Annotated in this window: 9 protein-coding genes and 3 tRNA genes; 7 read left to right on the top strand and 5 right to left on the bottom strand. The window is 46.3% G+C overall.

Annotation, left to right across the window (positions count from 1 at the left end; all coding sequences use genetic code 11):
* Positions 1-111 precede the first annotated feature (111 nt).
* The 5 genes from BC643_RS09725 to BC643_RS09705 all read left to right on the top strand — a co-directional run bounded on the left by BC643_RS09725 (position 112) and on the right by BC643_RS09705 (position 4,497).
* Entirely contained in the window at positions 112-1,290 is a 1,179-nt protein-coding gene (locus tag BC643_RS09725) for a lipoprotein N-acyltransferase Lnb domain-containing protein (protein ID WP_147377190.1), read from the top strand.
* Between the two features lie 188 nt (positions 1,291-1,478).
* The gene (mutS, locus tag BC643_RS09720) at positions 1,479-4,097 is read left to right on the top strand and encodes a DNA mismatch repair protein MutS (RefSeq protein WP_211338027.1); all 2,619 of its coding nucleotides are present in this window, start codon (positions 1,479-1,481) and stop codon (positions 4,095-4,097) included.
* 133 nt (positions 4,098-4,230) lie between these two features.
* A tRNA-Gly gene (locus tag BC643_RS09715) sits at positions 4,231-4,306 on the top strand.
* A 9-nt stretch (positions 4,307-4,315) separates the two neighbouring features.
* A tRNA-Leu gene (locus BC643_RS09710) sits at positions 4,316-4,399 on the top strand.
* Positions 4,400-4,421: 22 nt separating this feature from the next.
* Positions 4,422-4,497, top strand: a tRNA-Gly gene (locus BC643_RS09705).
* Positions 4,498-6,525: 2,028 nt separating this feature from the next.
* On the opposite strand, the gene BC643_RS09700 is transcribed toward BC643_RS09705, so the two are convergent.
* Both BC643_RS09700 and BC643_RS09695 read right to left on the bottom strand, forming a co-directional pair.
* The gene (locus BC643_RS09700; protein WP_170154511.1) at positions 6,526-8,907 is read right to left on the bottom strand and encodes an outer membrane beta-barrel family protein; all 2,382 of its coding nucleotides are present in this window, start codon (positions 8,905-8,907) and stop codon (positions 6,526-6,528) included.
* A 245-nt stretch (positions 8,908-9,152) separates the two neighbouring features.
* A complete protein-coding gene (locus tag BC643_RS09695; protein WP_120272896.1) occupies positions 9,153-9,686 on the bottom strand; it encodes an LptM family lipoprotein in 534 nt (177 codons plus the stop codon).
* Between the two features lie 216 nt (positions 9,687-9,902).
* Between BC643_RS09695 and BC643_RS09690 the strand changes: the two genes are divergently transcribed.
* A complete protein-coding gene (locus BC643_RS09690) occupies positions 9,903-10,709 on the top strand; it encodes an alpha/beta fold hydrolase (RefSeq protein ID WP_120272895.1) in 807 nt (268 codons plus the stop codon).
* Positions 10,710-10,716: 7 nt separating this feature from the next.
* On the opposite strand, the gene BC643_RS09685 is transcribed toward BC643_RS09690, so the two are convergent.
* Complete coding sequence (locus tag BC643_RS09685; RefSeq protein WP_120272894.1) at positions 10,717-11,127, bottom strand: acyl-CoA thioesterase; 411 nt, start codon at positions 11,125-11,127, stop codon at positions 10,717-10,719.
* A 174-nt stretch (positions 11,128-11,301) separates the two neighbouring features.
* Here BC643_RS09685 and BC643_RS09680 point away from each other — a divergent pair, with 174 nt between their 5' ends.
* Positions 11,302-12,648 carry an NUDIX hydrolase gene (locus BC643_RS09680; RefSeq protein ID WP_120272893.1) on the top strand — a complete coding sequence of 449 codons (1,347 nt, stop codon included), beginning with the start codon at positions 11,302-11,304 and terminating at the stop codon, positions 12,646-12,648.
* Between the two features lie 152 nt (positions 12,649-12,800).
* On the opposite strand, the gene BC643_RS09675 is transcribed toward BC643_RS09680, so the two are convergent.
* Positions 12,801-13,700 carry an outer membrane beta-barrel protein gene (locus BC643_RS09675; RefSeq protein ID WP_170154510.1) on the bottom strand — a complete coding sequence of 300 codons (900 nt, stop codon included), beginning with the start codon at positions 13,698-13,700 and terminating at the stop codon, positions 12,801-12,803.
* Positions 13,701-13,747: 47 nt separating this feature from the next.
* Positions 13,748-18,184 carry a beta strand repeat-containing protein gene (locus tag BC643_RS09670; protein ID WP_120272891.1) on the bottom strand — a complete coding sequence of 1,479 codons (4,437 nt, stop codon included), beginning with the start codon at positions 18,182-18,184 and terminating at the stop codon, positions 13,748-13,750.
* Positions 18,185-18,516: the final 332 nt, after the last annotated feature.

Raw genomic sequence — 18,516 nt, 5'->3', positions numbered from 1 at the left:
GTAGCTTTCTTTTTTATGCTTTAGATGTAAACGAGCTTAAATGTTTTGAATTTTTGTATCGTTCCGTTTCGTGTTATAGTTGCTTTTTATTTCTTTTGAAATAAAAACATTGTGAAGCAAATCCTCCTGGCAATCCTGCTTTTCTTCGGAGTCCAATCGGCAGTCCGCAGTCAATCCATAATTTTAAGTCCGCAAGCTGAAATTAGTGTCATGTCCTGTGGCCCCAGCGATCTGATTCATGCCATTTACGGGCACACAGCGGTTCGGGTGCACGACCCGGCCCGAAATTGGGATGTGGTGTTCAACTACGGTGTGTTCAGTTTTCGTGAGCCTAATTTTGTGTATCGTTTTGCCAAGGGGAATGCCAATTACATGCTGGCTCCTGAATATTACAAGGACTTTTATGACGATTATATCCGAAACGGGCGCAGCATTCAGGAGCAGGTCTTGAATCTAACGCTTTCGGAGAAACAGCAAATGTTGAATTTCCTAATTAATAATGCCAAGCCGGAGAATCGGGAATATCGCTACAATTTTTTCTACGACAACTGTGCGACCCGCGTGCGCGACCTGGTCGAAAATCAGGTAGACGGTAAAGTTGAGTTTCCTACAGAAAATGTAGGCATGACGTTCCGCCAACACGCGGATGAATATCAGAAAATATTGCCTTGGACCAATTTCGGAATTAACCTGGTATTGGGAAGTCCCTCGGATAAAGTTGCTTCGGCGTACGAGGAAATGTTTTTACCCGACTATTTGTTTCAGCATTTCGCAGGCGCAAAAATCTCAAAAAATGGAAATGAGCGTCCTTTGGTGAAAAAGACCAATGCTATTTACGAGGCTCCTTCTCTTTCTGCGTCCTGGCTGACGATTCATTCCCCCGAAATTATTTTGCTGCTGATTCTGATTGCGATATTCTGGTTGACTTATCGTCAGTTGAAGTCGGGAAAAATCAATTATTGGATTGACTACATTCTCTTATTTATAAATGGTCTGGCCGGATTTGTATTGCTTTGGTTCTTCCTGTATTCAGAGCACCCCGCGATGGCAGCCAATTACAACCAGTTGTGGGCAATCGCGATTAACTTGCCCTTCCTGCTATTGTGGATGGTTAAAAAATGGCGTCCCGTGTTGCGTTGGTACTGGGTGGTGCTTTCTTGTTGGTTATTGCTGTTCCTGCCTCTAAGTTTGTTTCTTCCTCAGGAATTTGCTCCCGGATTCTACATGTTGATAGCGATGCTGTTGATTCGCTCGCTGCTGCACAGCCGGTTTGTGATCATGCGTAGTTAGATGCGAAGTTCTCAGAAGTGAGTTGGTTTTCTATTCAATGCTCCTTTTGAAATTTTGGAATTTGGCATTTGTCGTTTCCCTTTTGTGGTAACTTGTTGAAAAGTTTCCGGCTTCCGGATACCCGCCTCTTTTTATCTTGGAAACACTTCTTTTATCTTTGTTGGCTAAGCAATCAAAAACGATAGAGTTTGTCGAAAGAAAAAAAATATGTGGAAACACCCTTGATGAAGCAGTATTATGCCATCAAGGACAAGCATCCGGATGCTGTTTTGCTGTTTCGGGTTGGCGACTTTTACGAAACTTTTGGAGAGGATGCCATTAAAGCGGCCGAAATTCTGGGGATTACCCTGACCCGCCGGGCAAACGGATCTGCCAGCTATGTCGAGTTGGCTGGTTTCCCGCATCATGCATTGGATACTTATTTACCTAAATTGGTTCGTGCTGGTCAGCGAGTGGCGATTTGCGAGCAGCTGGAAGATCCGAAGCTGACTAAAAAGATAGTTAAACGCGGGATTACCGAATTGGTGACACCCGGGGTTTCCATCAACGACAACATTCTTGAGCATCGGGAAAACAACTTTTTGGCCTCGGTTCATTTCGATAAGAAAATGGCCGGTGTCGCTTTTCTGGATATTTCAACCGGTGAATTCCTGACTGCAGAAGGGGGGTTCGAGTACATCGATAAACTGCTGAATTCCTTTAAACCCAAAGAGGTTTTGTACCAAAAAGGGAAAGGGAATGAGTTTTCGGAGCACTTTGGTGGCAAGTTTTATACCTACACCATGGACGATTGGGCTTATACCGAAGATGCGGCAACCGATCGTTTGCTTCGTCATTTCGAAACCAAATCATTAAAAGGATACGGTGTTCAGGAATTGAATTACGGTGTGATTGCTTCGGGCGTCATTCTGCATTATCTTGATTTGACTCAACACACGCAGGTGCAGCACATTACTGCACTCTCGCGCATCGAGGAAGACAAATATGTTTGGCTCGACCGTTTTACCATTCGCAACCTGGAGCTCTTTGGCATCATCAACGAAGGTGCGAAAACACTGGTGCAGGTACTGGATAAGACCATCTCGCCGATGGGAGCCCGGATGCTCAAACGTTGGATTGCCTTGCCGTTGAAAGAGATCAATGCCATCAACGAGCGGCTGTCGGTGGTTGAGTATTTTACCGGTAATGAGGGAGAAAAGGAAGATCTTGAAATGCACCTTCGCCACATTGGCGATTTGGAACGCATCATCTCGAAGGTGGCTGTCGGTCGTATCAATCCTCGTGAAGTCAATCAACTGAAAAATGCGCTGAATGCCATCGAGCCGATCAAAAGATATGCTGAAGGAGTTGATCATCCGGTATTAAAACGTTTTGCCGAACAACTGAACCCCTGTACCAGTATTCGCGACCGGATCGAGAAGGAAATCGTGAATGATCCCCCGATGTTGCTGCACAAAGGGAATGTGATCAAAAAAGGTGTATCGGAAGAATTGGATGAGCTGCGTAGTATTCAGTATTCGGGAAAGGATTACCTGACCCAGATGCAGGAGCGCGAATCGGCCCGAACGGGTATTCCGTCGCTGAAGATTGCCTTCAACAACGTTTTTGGTTATTACATTGAAGTTCGAAATACACACAAAGATAAGGTTCCGGCTGATTGGATTCGGAAACAAACCCTGGTCAGCGCCGAGCGTTATATTACCGAGGAACTGAAAGAATACGAGAGCAAAATTCTGGGAGCCGAGGAAAAGATTCTGGCTTTGGAAGGAAAACTGTTCAACGATTTGGTGTTGGCTTTGTCCGAATATATTCAGGCAGTGCAGTTGAACGCCGTGGTGATTGCCCGTCTGGACTGTTTGCTGTCGTTTGCCAGCTGTGCATTGGCCAATAACTACAACAAGCCCGAGCTGAACGATACGAAAGTCATCGAAATAAAAGAAGGGCGACACCCCGTAATTGAGCAGCAGCTGCCAATTGGCGAAGAATACATCAGCAACGACGTCTTTCTGGATACCGACGATCAGCAGGTGATCATCATTACCGGACCAAACATGGCGGGTAAATCGGCCTTGTTGCGCCAAACAGCCCTGATTGTGCTCATGGCGCAAATGGGTTCGTACGTTCCGGCCAAGTCGGCCAGTATCGGTTACGTAGATAAAATCTTCACCCGTGTCGGGGCTTCGGATAACATTTCGTTGGGCGAGTCAACCTTTATGGTGGAGATGAACGAAGCGGCCAGTATTTTGAATAACCTTTCCGACCGAAGTCTGATTCTGTTGGACGAACTGGGACGCGGAACTTCAACCTACGACGGGATCTCGATTGCCTGGTCCATTGTGGAGTACATTCATGAGCATGGACAGGCCAAAGCGAAAACTTTGTTTGCGACCCACTACCACGAGTTGAATGAAATGGAGAAATCCTTCTCCCGCGTAAAGAATTTCAACGTGAGTGTGAAGGAAGTCGGTAATAAAGTCATTTTCCTGCGCAAATTGGTTCGCGGAGGCAGTAATCACAGTTTCGGTATTCACGTGGCACGCATGGCCGGTATGCCGCCGTCGGTTGTTAAAAGAGCCGACGAAATTCTGGTTCAACTGGAAGGAGACAACCGAAAAGACGGCCTGGCAAAGCCGTTGGACGGCATGGCCGAGAAGCGTGAAGGCTTTCAATTAAGCTTTTTTCAGATGGACGATCCGGTGCTGAAGTCGATTCGGGACGAGATTCGTACCCTCGACATTAATAATCTGACGCCAATTGAAGCATTGAACAAACTGAATGAAATTAAAAAACTATCTGGCTTAAAGTAGCTTCCGAATTCGGGCAAAAAATAGATTCTAAATTTTGAGATTTATTTTTGGATAAAAAAAAATTAGCAATATATTTGCATCGCTGTTTCCGAAAGGGGTAGCACAGTTCAAAAGGATACTGAAAGTATAAAATGCGAGAGTAGCTCAGTTGGTAGAGCACAACCTTGCCAAGGTTGGGGTCGCGGGTTCGAATCCCGTCTCTCGCTCCATCTTAGGATGCCCGGATGGTGGAATGGTAGACACGTTGGACTTAAAATCCAATGATCATTACGATCGTGCGGGTTCAAGTCCCGCTCCGGGTACTTTTAGAACAAAACACATATTGCGAGAGTAGCTCAGTTGGTAGAGCACAACCTTGCCAAGGTTGGGGTCGCGGGTTCGAATCCCGTCTCTCGCTCCATATAGAAGCACTTCAGGATACTGAGGTGCTTTTTTCGTTTTTCATACTTTTCGCGCTCCAAATCTCACTTCTAAGGTTCTTTAACATCCGTTGGCAGGCGTTAACGGAAGCGCGGTGTATCTTTGTAGCGTACAATAAGCAAAGTAATAAGTAAGTTTTTTTCATAGAGATAGGTTTGGTTAAGTGAGAAAAGGATGGCAGTGGTCATCCTTTTTTTTGTGTGGTGAAAAGAGTAAGTTGTTGGTTGGTGCACGCAAAGACACAAAGGCGCGGAGTGGAGAATAGTTTCGGGCTAGTGCCGGAAGACAAGCCGAGAACTAATGACAACATGACAACAGGATCTTCAACGGTTTCTGAATTTTTATCGCTTTCGCAGACTTTGGAACATTTCTTTCATTCCAATCACTTCTAAGTTTCTTTAACATCCGTTGTCAGGCGTTAACGGAAGTCGGGTGTATCTTTGTAGAGTACAATAAGCAAAGTAATAAGTAAGTTTTTTTCATAGAGATAGGTTTGGTTAAGTGAGAAAAGGATGGCAGCGGTCATCCTTTTTTTGTTTGCTGAAACGAGCAAGTAGTTGGTTGAAGCACGCAAGGACGCAAAGGCGCAGAGGGGGAAATAGCTTCGAGTCAGCGCAGGAAGACAACCAGATAACTATTGACAACCTGACAACAGGATCTTCAACGGTTTCTTAAATTGGTAGCTTTCCCATGCCTTCGTTCATTTCTAAGGGTCTTTAACGTTCCTTTTCAGGCATTAACGGAAGTGCGGCGTATTTTTGTAAAGTAAAATAAGCAAAGTAATAGGTAGATTTTTTCATTGAGATAGTTTTGATTAGAAGGGAAAATGGATGGCGTAGGCCATCCATTTTTTTGTGACTTCATTTGTATCGAGTTTTTAGTGCTCCGGATTTTATGTCATTCATTTCTAAGCTTCTTTAACATTCGTTGAAAGCCGTTAACGGAAGCGCGGTGTATCTTTGTAGCGTACAATAAGCAAAGTAATAAGTAAGTTTTTTTCATAGAGATAGGTTTGGTTAAGTGAGAAAAGGATGGCAACGGTCATCCTTTTTTTGTCTGTTGAAATAACCAGCCAACTGCGCTATTCTTACTTTTTCAAGTCTTGTCATTTCTAAGGTTCTTTAACGTTCCTTGGCAGGCGTTAACGGAAGCGCGGCGTATCTTTGTAGAGTACAATAAGCAAAGTAATAAGTAAGTTTTTTTCATAGAGATAGGTTTGGTTAAGTGAGAAAAGGATGGCAGCGGTCATCCTTTTTTTTGTTTGCTGAAACGACCAGCCAGTTGCGCTATTCTTACTCTATTCCAGTATAGTCGATTCTAAGGTTCTTTAACGTTCCTTTTCATGCATTAACGGAAGTGCGGCGTATTTTTGTAGCGTACAATAAGCAAAGTAATAAGTAGATTTTTTCATAGAGATAGTTTTGATTAGAAGGGAAAAAGGATGGTGTAGGCCATCCTTTTTTTGTGACTTCAGTTGTATCGAGTATTTCGCACTCGGGATTTTATGTCATTCATTTCTAAGCTTCTTTAACGTTCGTTGAAAGCCGTTAACGGAAGCGCGGCGTATCTTTGTAGTGTACAATAAGCAAAGTAATAAGTAATTTTTTTTCATAGAGATAGGTTTGGTTAAGTGAGAAAAGGATGGCAGCGGTCATCCTTTTTTTGTTTGCTGAAACGAGCAAGTCGTTGGTTAATGCACACGCGGACGCGAAGGCGCAGAGTGGAAAATAGCCTCGAGTCAGCGCCGGAAGGCACCCGAATAACTAATGACAACCTGACAACAGCATCTTCAACGGTTTCTTAAAATTGATAGCTTTCCCATGCCTTCGTTCATTTCTAAAGTTCTTTAACGTTCCTTGGCAGGCGTTAACTGAAGCAGGGCGTATCTTTGTAGCGTACAATAAGCAAAGTAATAAGTAGTTTTTTTCATAGAGATAGGTTTGGTTAAGTGAGAAAAGGATGGTAGAGGCCATCCTTTTTTTTATGCCTTAATAAGGAATGATTTAAATTACTGAGGACTAACGCGATTTTGTTCTTCTTCCGAACCAGTTGTTCGATGCCTTGTTTTGACTGCCCCATTCCCAAAGTTTTGGGTGAAAGTGAGGCGGATCACACGGGGCTCAAAATCCAGGCGCCAACGGTTATAAATATTCAACTCCGGTAAGTTGGCGACACTTCGGTAAATATTTGTTTTGAAAATATCGCTGACGTTGAGGTTAAAGCGGCTGTTTTCATTTTTCAACTTCCATTGCACGCCGGCATCCACGCGCCCGAACGCTTTACTTTCGTAGATGCCCCAAATGGATTTCGAGTTGTAGAAACAGGAAATTTCGGCCGAGAAATACTTGGTGAGGGTGAAGCTTTGATTACTTGTAATCCGGTAATTATCCTGGTCAATTTTGTACACCGTTCCATCGTATTCCGTATCAACTTTCTGCTTGGTCCAGATCAGGTTATTCTGCATTTTCCACCAAGGGGTAGCGGTAATCGGGATGGCCAGCGTGGCTGCGTAGGTTTCGCTTTTATCAATATTCCGGGAAAAGAAATATTGTTTGTCGCCGTCGGCACTATTGGTTGGGGCAAAACGCGAAATTGCATCTTTTGTATCGGTATAAGCTACCGAGAGCATGGCCGATTTAAACTGGTACTCGATCTTGTAAATATTGCTGAACGCGGGTAGTAGATTTACATTTCCGGACACAAAACTTTCGGGTGTGATCAGGATCAGGAATGGAGCAAGCTGGTTGAAGGTTGGTCGGTTGATCCGGCGGCTGTACGAGGCTTGCAGCGTATTGTTGTCATCGAATTTTTGCGACAGGAAAAGGGTGGGGAAGAATTCACCGTAATGTAAATCAACGATTCCCTTTTCGGTCTCCGAATCCAGAACCGAGTTCATGTATTCGTAACGGAGCCCCGCGACAATGCTGGTGTTCTTCGCAAATTTGTAGTTTGCGGAAGCATACAGTGCCATGATGTTTTCGTCCATGCTGTAATTATTGGTCAGTTCCGGATCGTAGTACCAACCGCCGTTTTCGAGGTAGCGAACAGCAACGTCATTTTTAAACTTGGTGAACGTGATCTTTGCGCCGGCTTCCAGTTTAAAATCCGAGTTTACCTGGTTTGAGTAGTCTACCGAGCCCACGAGGATATCAATTGGCGTGGTCTTTTCAATCTCGATAATTTCAGAAGTCATTGCGCCCGTGTTGTCGGTAACTTCCGAGTCGTAATCGGAGGGATCGTCGTTGTAGTAGTTCAGGTAGTCGAAGTTGAATTCAAGGGTTTCCGCTTCCTCGAAATGGTGTAGCAGGTTCAGGTTGCCCATGCCGTGGTACCATTTGTTGATTTCGGAGTTGGCCATTACCGAGGTCTCGGTTGTTGTTCCGTTGGTCATGTACCGGATGTCATTTCTTGCGTCCATATCCCAACTGCTGATGTAGCCGTTTGTCAGTACACTGAAGGTCGTCTTACTACTGATGGTGTAATCAAGTCCCATTCGGATATTCTGAAACAGCACAATAGCATCCCGGTAGCTGCTTGCTTCCGATTCATTGACCTGATCATCTTTCAGGTACCTTCGATACGAGTCGATTTGGTGAAATAGGTTGTTGTAATTGACATTGTAGGTGCCAAAGAAATTCACTTTTTCCACGTGATGATTCAGGTTGAGGCTGGCGTTCATCTTCTCGCGTTTGGCCACTCCGGCGCCCAGCGAGAAAGAACCATTGGTGCCAAAATCTTCGTGTTTCTTCAGCACGATGTTGATAATTCCGGCATTACCTTCGGCTTCATATTTTGCGGGCGGTGTGGTAATCAATTCAATCTTTTTTACATTCTCCGCGTTCATCCCATCCAGCATTTGCATGGCTGCCTCGATTGGCATACGGGTTTGTTTGCCGTTCAGGATGATCATGACCCCGCTTTTACCGGCCAGCGAGATGCTGTTGTTTTGCCGGTCGACGATCACACCGGGGGATTTCTCGAGTACTTCGAGAGCTGTATTTCCGCTCGATGTAATACTGTTTTCAACATTAACCACCATTCGGTCGATTTGCAGTTCGTAGATTGGTTTTTTCGCAACCACATTTACGTCTTCGATCTGCTTGGCGTTTGAACGCATGTAGAGCGGATTTTGGTGAAAGTGTTCGTTGCTGCTTTTGATCGTAAATGGCTTGGAATAGACCGGATCATAGCCGATCAGGCTGGCACCAATAAGATACTTGCCCGGTTTAAAATCGGTAATGTTGTAGGTGCCTTCGTCGGTAGCCATGACGCCGGTTGCAACCGTCGAGTCGGCTGCATTCAGCAACAGGATATTGGCAAAAGCAACCGGAAGATCGGTCGAGTCACGAACGGATCCTTGTATCTGCGCCTGGCTGAAAAAAGGGAACATGATTAGGAAAAGAAAATATAAAAGGGGTGTTCGAGTGATGTCGAACTGAGTCATATCGGGGAACGTATTTCAATAATAAAAGATGTTTATATCTGAATGCTACGGTGGAATTTCAGAATAGTTGGCGGATTGAGTGGATTTGTTTTGTTGAAGGCGAGCGCTTCGAAAAGGACAAAAAAAAGACACCTCTGGAGAAAGGTGTCTTTTTCGAACTTGCTCAAAGCAACGGTTTTCGTCAATACGTTTTATAATTTTTCGATCTGAGTCATGTCTTTCGATTCGGTCGGACGATTTAGTGCTTTCATAACCGCATTATAGTCCGTGAGATCCAGCGATTTGTTTTGTGCCCACAAATCGGCCGGAATTACTGCAATCCGGAAGATCTGGTTGTCTGTCCAGGCTGCATCCAAACTTGAGAAGTCAATTGCTCCGTCCAGAAAGATTTGGAAATCTACCAGCGTATAGTCAAAGTTGTACATCAGAGGACCTTCGTTGAAAAAGATGGTTTGGGGTAGGGCACGCCAAACATCCAATCCGTCGGTCACTTCCCAAAGGATGTACACCATGACCACATCTCCGTTATAAACTTCAAAACTGCTTGGAAATTCGTCATATAGGATGTAATCGTTTGAATTGCTGAACGTTCCTTCAATTTCGAACACTGTTCCGAGAATATTGTATCCGTCTTCCCCAGGAACACCGGCAGGTCCCTGTTCTCCTTCGCACGCTGCCAGGAAGGCAAGCGTGAGAATCATTAAAATTCGGCTAAGTTTTTTCATAGATTCAATTTTAACTAAAATATATCGATTTTTTTCACGCGAAATCAATTATGTGACTGGTTATTGCGTTGGATGTTTTCTGAATTTTATGTTTGATGTCGTAAAATTACGGCAACGCGAATTAATATTCAATTCTATGCATAAAAAGGCAGCTATTTTATCAGTGACTTTTCAGAATTGATTTAATTTAGCTTGTCCCCATAAAATCAGGAAATCATGCAGGAAACTTGGAGAAAATTGGTTCATGCTATTCGATTCGGATTGCTTGTTTTAGCTTTCGTCGGTGGTCAACATGCCCTCGGGCAGCAGGTCGATTACGGAAACAATCCGCAAGCAGGAAATTATGCGGAGGTGAATGGAATAAAGCTGTATTACGAAGAATATGGTAGTGGTGAGCCCTTGCTTCTGCTTCACGGAAACGGTGGATCAATTGATGCTTTCCGGTTTCAAATTCCTTTTTTTGAGAAGCATTATCACGTAATTGCTGTTGATAGTCGTTTGCAGGGCAGGTCAGGCGGTTCTGCAGATTCGCTTTCTTACCGGCAAATGGCTGATGATTTTAATGGCTTGTTGGATTACCTCGGAGTTGACTCGGCTTTCGTACTGGGGTGGAGTGATGGCGGAATCAACGGAATTCTGCTGGCGATGAATTATCCGGACAAAGTCAAGAGACTGGCCGTTTCGGGTGCGAATGTTGTGCCTGATTCTACCGCGTTGCCGGTAGCTGTTCTTCGGGAGATGCAGGCGGTTGTCGACAATCCATCTTCATCTCCAAGGGATGTTACGTTGAATCGAATGATGGTAGAGCAACCGCAGATTCCATTCCGGGAGCTGAAGAAAATACAGTGCCCCGTTCTAGTAATGGCCGGAGACCACGACCTGATTAAAACAGCACACACGGTGAAGATTTTTGAGTCGATCCCGAAAGCGAGTTTATGTATTTTCCCCGATTCACATCACGGCGTTTGTCAGCAACACCCCGATCTGTTCAATGAGACCGTCCTCCAATTTTTTCAGAAATGATCCGGATTTAAGGGATATAGCGGTCGAAAATCTCGGCTAATTGTTCGCAAAAAACGGGTCGGCCACTTTGCGCATTGATTGTTGTTGACACCACTTTCCCTTTAATGATGAGTTTGTCGTCCGACTGCCGGTAAATATCCTGGTAGAAAATATATTTTAGCTTCCCCTCGCGGTCAACCCGAAGTTTGCAGACAAATTGGTCGCCGCTTTTCAACGGGAATTTGTAGTCAATTTCCACCCGAATCACTACGGCATCAATTCCTTCATCGTGTAATTGAGCGAAGTTTAAGCCAACATTTTCCAGAAATTCGTGACGGGTATGTTCCAGGTAGTTTTGATAAACCGAGTTGTTTACAATACCCTGTAAATCGCATTCGTAGTCACGAACTTTGAAAGGCAATTCAAAAATAAAATCCATGCATTTGTTTGTTAGAAAGCCCAAAGGTAAGGAAAAGCGAATGAATTGTCTGCCCGAATCCTCCGTTTGGTCGACGTAAAATTGACGAGTTTGCCGGAAATCACGTAACTTGAAGAATTCTCATTACGTTCAATTCCAATATTTCAGACTAACGAAATTTTAAATTTTATTGCGATGTTGATAGAGCACTCAACGAATAACTCCGTCTTGGCGGGTGGCGGTATTTTGTGGCGCGGTGAGCCTTTTTTGTCCGAGCTTGCGGTTATCCACAGAACCCGGTATGGTGGCGAGTGGTTGTTGCCGAAAGGAAAACAAGAACCCGGAGAGAAGCTTGAGGAAACAGCCTTGCGTGAAGTGAGTGAGGAAACAGCTTGTACCGCGAAGCTTGTTTCGTTTGCCGATTTTCTGCAATATAAGATCGGCGAAAAGGAAAAGCTGGTGTTTTTCTGGCACATGCAATTAGTTGAAGAAAATGTCCGGACGAGGGATAAAGAAGCGGATCAGTTGTTATGGCTACCTGTTGAAGCAGCTTCGAAATTGTTGACATACGATGAGCAGAAGAAGCTGATTGTTCGCTCTGGTACTTCTTTGCGGGCTCCCGTCGGCGAATCGCAGGAAGTACGTTTGGCAAAAGGAGATTCAAGGCAGACTTGGCGTAGTAGGATGAAGCATTTTCGGGGTGGAAACAAGATTCGGAAGTCTCGTTTGCAAGGTTCGATAACGACCTCACGGAAACGGATGGAGTCGAAGTTGGAAAGCTGTTTAAAGCCGAAGTTGCAACATCTGTATAAAGGGATAGAGCTTTTGAAAACGGCTGAATTTTACTTAAACGGGAATGAGCTGGACATTGCCTGGAAATGTTTTCACGAATCGCAAAGGCAGGAGATTTTGACACTTGATTCGGAGCCGTTACTGGCCGAGGCCAAGGTGATTCGAAGTGAGGCTGAAAAGATTGGAGGTTGGCGTCAGGCTGCAATCGAAGAATTGTTGGGAAAGAAAGGCGAGCTGATTCCTCCGGGCTTAAGTAATGAATCGGTGTATCAGGCGGCACAGATTCGTGATGAGCACTTCAATAATAATGCGTATAAAGATCAGCTTTTTCAACGTTATCTGTCGACAATTTTAGTGTGCCTCGTGGTTAGTGCTTTTCTCGTTTTTGCTTACCTGTATTATGCGCATTGGTGTTCGTCGCCACTGTCGTTTCTTCCGCCGATTTTCGGCGTTGTTGGTTTCGGGATATTTGGAGGTGCATTCAGTACGCTTCTGAAAATACCTCCGGAGCGCGGTTCCAGCCGCATTCCGGAACAGGTTTATGCATCGCGGCTTTCGTTGATCCGAGTCTTTATCGGAGGCGCTTCCGCCTTGATTCTTTATGTGTTTATTCAGGCAGGTTTGGTTTTGCAACTGGACGGCTTTGATAACAAGCCGGATAATCTCTTTTTACTCTATGTGATTTCGTTTGCTGCCGGTTTTAGCGAACGCCTTGTCCTGAAAACAGTCATGGCGGTTACAAAAGAGTAGGCAGCCGATAGGTCGTGGTCTCAATCTGTCCTGGTAGAAGACTGATATTCATCTCCGTTATTGTCAGTTTTTTAATTGAATAGGAAGGCAAACGGGCAAGCCTCCTCTGAGTACCTGCCCGTTTTGTGGTATAGAAAATTTAGCAAAGGTTCCTAAAAATCGAACGCATAGCGGAGTTTCACGCCCCAGGCGACCACTTTCAGCTTGTCGGCAAAGGGTGTGCCTTCGGCCCCGGGAGCTGAATTAATCGCCGGGTTAAAAATCAGTGTGGTTGGCTGGCTGGTGTTGTACTCGACCAATGGATCCGGTCCGCCATCCGTCTTGTTCAGCTTATTTAGCGGAATGTCGGCAAACAGGCCCATGTAGAAATTTGTTCCGGCTGTCAGTTTGTATTTGAGCCCGGCTTCGAGCAAAAAGGTGAAACTGGTTTTCGTATCCATGTCGATCTTTCCCGTGTTGCGGTTTCCCCAGCTACCGAAGCCCATGAATTTGGGGCTGGTCAGCAGGGCATCCCATTGGGGGTAATAGCCGGCAGTTTTTAAATTGTAAACCTGGCTTTTGTACTTCGCACTGACCGGAAAACCAATCGCGAAACCACCTGAACCAAAAAATGTCAGCGTCTCGTTAATTCCCCGTTCGTATTGTACTTTGATGGGGATATTCAATAACGACAGGTATTCGCGTTCGTGGTAGGAGTCAACCGAATAGCGGTATTCGAAATTATCGCCTTCCATATCGGTCGTACTGTAACTGTCGCTAAAAGCGTTGAACATTGCTTCGGAGCGATAAGTTTGAAACTCGAGACCGGCTGATACGCTCCAGTTAAAATTGAAGTAGTGCGCATATTGAGCGCCGATACCGGCGCCAAAGCCGTTGTTTTGTTCGCCGTAATTACCGACGTCGAAGCTCATGTGCGAGATGGGAGCTTTCAGGTAAACGGAGATTTCGGACTCGGGCACCTGCACTTCCTGGGCAAACAGTCCCAGGCCTGCCAGCAATGCCATCGCCAGGAGTCCGATATGCTTGAAACAGCTTATTCTGTATTTATTCATCTTTTTTCGTTTTTGCATGAGACAATTTTTTTGATCTGAACGTCTTCTTACTTCACAATAATTTTGGTGCTCAGAATCACATCACCCGCTTTGGAGGTCAGGATGTAGGTTCCCGGGCTTAGCGACGACGGAAGAATAATCCGGCTGTCGTTGGTTACGGTCACGTCCTGCCAAACCGGTGTGCCATACAAGGTGCTCAGACTCAGTTTGGCATTCGACAGCATCTCCGGTGTGTAGGTGGTACTCACGTCAACCGTTGTCCCAGCCGCGGCAGGGTTGGGCGAAACCTGAATGGTATAAGCAGTGGCTGTCAGCGAAACGTCGAAGTCGCACGAGCGGTAACGGTTGCCACTGGCGTCGGTTAGTTCCACCCAGTAGGTGGCATTTGGGTTCAGGGTATTGCTTGCATTGTCTCCGGCTGAATAATATTGCCCGGTTCCGATTACGTTACCATTCATGTACCACTTAAAGCTGACAAAGTTGTAGCCGCCGTTCGTGGCGGGGTTGTTGTTCACCAGCAGTACATTGTTGAATTTCTGGATCACCAAACCTTCTGCAGCCAGGTAGTTGAACGGTTTCACGATTTCGACCGTGTAACTGGCCGTTTGACAGCCGTCCTGCGAGGTCAGGTTAATGACCTGGGTAAAGGTTCCCGTTCCGCTAATACCCATGGTAAAACTTTCGGGCATATTCGAGCTGGCATTCGTCTCCTTGGTGTACGAAACAGCTATTTCGTCCATATTATCGCCGCAGTCGATGTAGTAAGAAACCTTGTTACCCGGATTCTGAATCGTTACGTCGTTGATGGTGATGGAGTGAATGGTGGCATCCGAACTTTCAATGGTCAGCGTCTGCGATACCGGATCGGCAGGCAGGTAATTGTCGTTGCCTTCCTGTGATGCGGTAATTTCAACGACTCCTGAAGTCAACAGAACAACATCGCCTTCCGGACTTACGGTTGCAGGGGTAGTGTCTGAGGTGTAGGTATAGCTGTAGCTCACCGGCAGGCCGGAGCTGGCTGTTGCGGTTAAGCTGAAGTCGGCATCGTTTTCCAGGTTTTTCACCGGAATAGGGTCGAAGCTGATGGTTTGAGCTGCTTTGTCGATGGTGAGGGTGGCGGTCAATTGCACTTGCGGGCAGCTTGCCACTCCCGGATCAATCGTTGCCGTTACGGTGTAGGTACCGGCATTCGTTTGGTCGTTGTTTTCGTAGGTCACGGATGCGCCTGCGGGCAATGTGCTTACCGCAAGGCTGTGCGGCATACCATCGTAGCTGAAACTGCCGTCGGTAAAGCTGACATCGGCCACCGGCGACGCTTCAATGACGATATTTTGAGTTTGTGTCGCGGTGTTTCCACCGGCATCGGTGAAAGTCCAGGTAACAACGGTGGTGCCTGCTGTTGTCAGCGGGAAGGTAACATCAGGCGTAACAGTAACTGTTCCCAAACAGTCGTCTGAGGCTGTTGGCGGCGTTACATCATTAGCTGTTACTTCGCAAATACCGTTGATTTCCGGCAGGCTGCTCGCATCCGGAACCGGGTCGGTAACATCGGTCAGGACAACATTTTGTGTTTGTGTTGAACTATTCCCTGCTTCATCGGTAAAAGTCCACGTAATGACGCTGGTTCCCTGTGCAGTGATCGGGAACGTGGCATCGTTTGTTACGGTTACCATTCCCGAGCAGTTGTCGGAGGCCGTAGGTGTCAGCACATCGGCTTCGGTGATTGCACATTCCGCTGTAAGATCCGGCAGAGTGCTCGCATCGGCAACAGGAGCCAGGATATCCTCAATAATAATGTTTTGTTCCTGCGTTGAAGTATTGCCATATTGGTCTTCGTAGGTCCAGGTGATGACCGTTGTGCCTTGCGTGGTAACCGGGAAAGTACCGTCGTTCGTCACACTAACGACTCCGCCGCAGTTGTCGGTAGCTGTCGGTGCCGTGATATCGCTGGCAAGAACGAAGCACTGTGCAGTTATGTCGGCGAGGGTTTCCGCGTCGGGCAGTGGGGCAGTGGTGTCTTCGATGACGATGTTTTGCGTTTGTGTGGCAGTATTGCCGTTTTCATCTTCGAAGGTCCAGGTGATCAGGGTTGTTCCCTGCATGGTGATTGGGAAAGTTCCGTCGTTGGTCACCGTTACGGTTCCTCCGCAATTGTCGGTTGCTGTCGGCGCAGTAAGATCCGTTTCGGCGACTTCGCACTGGGCGGTAACATCGGGCATTATTTCAGCATCCGGTGTTGGCGAACTTGTATCGGTGATGACAATATTCTGCGTCTGGGTGGAACTGTTTCCAACGGCATCCGTGTAGGTCCAGTTAATTACCGTTGTTCCCTGTGTGGTAATCGGGAAGGTTGCATCGGTGGTAGCGGTGATGGCTCCCGAACAATTATCAGTTGCCATTGGTGCCGTTAGGTCTGTTTCGGCAACCTGGCATTGTGCGGTTACATCTTCAAGTGTCGAAATGTCGGCTACCGGTGCCGTTGTGTCGGTAATCACCACATTTTGCATTTGGGTTGAACTGTTTCCGGCAGCATCGGTGTAGGTCCAGCTAATCACGGTTGTTCCTTGTGTGCTGATCGGGAAGGTCGCGTCGTGCGTTACCGTAACCGTTCCTCCGCAGTTGTCGGTTGCAGTAGGTGCTGTTACATCGCTTTCGGTCACTTCACACTCAGCGGTAATGTCCAATAGGCTTGGATTGTCAGCCATTGGTGCTGTGGTATCGGTGATCACTACGTTCTGCGTCTGTGTTGATGTATTTCCGTTTACGTCTTCGTAAGTCCAGGTGATGACCGTTGTGCCTTGCATAGAGATTGGGAAAACCGCATCGCTGGTTACCGTCACCATTCCGCCGCAATTGTCGGTGGTGGTTGGCATGGCCACATCTGCTTCCATTACTACACATTGTGCTGTAATGTCGCTCAGCGTTTCCGTATCGGGTGTTGGCGCAGTCGTATCTTCGATGATGATGTTTTGCGTTTGTGTGGCGGTATTACCGTTTTCATCTTCGAAGGTCCAGGTAAGTTCGGTTGTTCCCTGCATGGTGATCGGGAAAGTTCCGTCGTTAGTCACCGTTACTGTTCCTCCGCAATTGTCGGTGGCGGTTGGAACGGTCAGGTCGGCTTCCGAAACGGAGCATTGAGCTGTTACATCCGGCAAACTTTCAGCGTCAGCTATTGGCGCGGTGGTATCGTCGATGACGACATTCTGCAGTTGTGTTGCAGTGTTGCCATTCACGTCGGTGTAAGTCCAGGTAATTACCGTTGTTCCCTGTGCCGTGATCGGGAAGGTCGCATCGTTGGTTACAGTAACCATTCCACCGCAGTTGTCTGTGGCAGTTGGAGCGGTAACTTCGGCTTCGGTTACCTGGCATTGGGCCGTAATGTCGTCTAAGCTTAGCGCATCCGGAGTTGGAGCAGTAGTATCGTCGACGACCACATTTTGCGTCTGTGTTGAACTGTTTCCGTACTGGTCAGTGTAGGTCCAGCTAATCACAGTTGTGCCCTGTGTCGTGATCGGGAAGCTGGCGTCGTGCGTTACGGTAATCGTTCCGCCACAATTGTCGGTTGCTGTTGGTGCTGTTACATCGGTTTCTGTCACTTCGCACTGGGCGGTGATGTCGGCTAAGTTGGCTACATCCGCCGTTGGAGCTGTTGTGTCGCTGATGACAATGTTTTGGGTCTGTGTTGAGGTATTGCCATTTCCATCGTTATGCGACCAGGTGATAACTGTTGTGCCTTGCGTGGAGATTGGGAAAACCGCATCAGTTGTTCCGGTGATCACGCCCATGCAATTATCGGTTGCTGTTGGCGCAGTAACATCGCCCGCTTCAACCTGGCACTGGGCGGTAATATCGGCCAGTGTCCCGGCATCCGGAACAGGCGCTGTTGTGTCATCAATAATGACATTCTGGGTTTGTGTGACGGAATTTCCGCCGGCGTCGGTGTAGGTCCAGGTGATTACTGTGGTTCCCTGTGTTGTAATCGGAAAACTAAGGTCAGCTACGCCATCAATTGTTGATGAGCAATTGTCGGTGGCAGTGGGTGTCATAACGTCAGACGCTGAAACAGAGCATTCCGCAAGGATGTCCGGCAAAACGGGGATGTCCGGTGTTGGTGGCAGGTCGTCAACAACCGTAACGGTGGTAAAGCAAATATCAACTCCATCGTAATCGTCCAAAACGATTAGCCGAACGGTGTTATCGCCGATATCGCTGCAATCAAATTCTTCAATATCAACAAACAGTTGTACGCCACTTTCAGCATCATACGAGCCATCATCGATATCTTCGGCCATGATTGTGACAGTTCCGTTTGAATTCAGGTAAACGGTTATAGGCTTGCAAATTGCAATCGGGTCGGTGTTTTGGGCTAAAGCCGCTGTGTTAAGCTGTACCAAAAATAAGCTTAGAAAAATACCCCATAGGTATCCGCTTTGCGGAGGGTACTTCTTTCCCGCTGGAAAGAATCCACGTAAATGTCTAACCATTATTTTTCAGTTTAGGGTTAAGTTAAATCAGTATGATTAAGCTAATGAATTTTAACCGGAGAAAAATAATATTAGAATATGTTTTTTAACCTATGTAGTTGATATAGAATTATTTGAGATGTATTTAAAGGTGCGAAGAGACTATGGGTGGTGGAGTTCGGAGGATTTTCGGGTAAGAATTGTTAGTGAAATTATGATCAATTTAGTTCGAATTTTAGTTGTCTTTTGTGCAAAATATTCCCTTTTTGAATGTCTCGCTACCGGTGTATTATCCCTTTGAACGTCAGATTTATAGACTAAGGAGATGGAAAAAGCACAAAAATACCTTTCGA

This window comes from Mangrovibacterium diazotrophicum (assembly GCF_003610535.1).
GTDB lineage: Bacteria > Bacteroidota > Bacteroidia > Bacteroidales > Prolixibacteraceae > Mangrovibacterium > Mangrovibacterium diazotrophicum.
This window is presented reverse-complemented; position numbering and strand designations above follow the sequence as displayed.